Genomic DNA, 929 nt, shown 5'->3' with positions numbered 1-929 from the left:
TTACTCCTTCCAGCCATTCTGCAGCCGGCTCATCATAATCAAGATCACAGTCCATCCGCGGAAATAGCCGGGTCCCACCAAGTTCTTCCAAGCGCTTATCGAATTGTTTTCCCGTTTCACAGAAAAACTCATATGAGCTGTCCCCAAGCGCCAATACGGAGAAGCGGAGATCTCTAAGGCTTGGTGCCCTTCTGCCATGAAGAAACTCATGGAAGGACAACGTATTATCCGGTGGATCCCCTTCTCCATGCGTACTAACTGCAATAAGAAGATTCTGGACTTTTTTCAAATTGTTCACTTTAAAGTCACTCATGGATGAAGTGGTTACCTGAAAGCCATTATCCTCAAGCTTTCTTGCTGCATTCTCTGCCAACCCTTGAGCATTTCCCGTCTGTGAACCATAAAGGATGGTAACCTCTTTTGATATTGTCTTCCCACTGGGTTGAGCTACCGATACGTCAGCTGTTTCTGCGTTGAAAACTGACAAAGACGCGGTCAGATAACCGCTCAGCCAAACCTTTTGTGTTTCTGTCAAGCTAGGCAGTAGATTGTTAAGAAGCTCTGTCTGTTCATGATTAAAAGGACTGTTACTTACCTGAAGTTGCACGTTTTCCACCTCACAAAGGAATATAAACTTATCTTAGTTGATTCTTATACGAGTTGTTTTAGACATTTTTTAGAACTATGAAATTAACTCGTTTACTCCTATAGACGAAGTCGGTTTTAACTGTAAAAAAATTTAGAAAGTTCAGTTCATATAGGGATAGGGAGGGAACACTTTTTCATAGCTCGCTATTAATAAAAAATAGCAGAATAAAGGGCGATTGCCTTCCCCATCCTAGATTCTTCCTAAAATAAGTTTCTCATTAACTTTACCGAAAGGCACATCATTAGTAAAATATATATAATTAATTGCAACTATTAAGAAT

Annotated in this window: 1 protein-coding gene; it reads right to left on the bottom strand. The window is 40.3% G+C overall.

Annotation, left to right across the window (positions count from 1 at the left end):
* A partial coding sequence (locus AC1DUW_RS30590; RefSeq protein ID WP_477644416.1) for a flavodoxin domain-containing protein occupies nucleotides 1–607 on the bottom strand: 607 nt, incomplete at its 3' end.
* Nucleotides 608–929 lie beyond the last annotated feature (322 nt).

It is taken from the genome of Peribacillus sp. P4_C12 (genome assembly GCF_056402095.1).
This window is presented reverse-complemented; position numbering and strand designations above follow the sequence as displayed.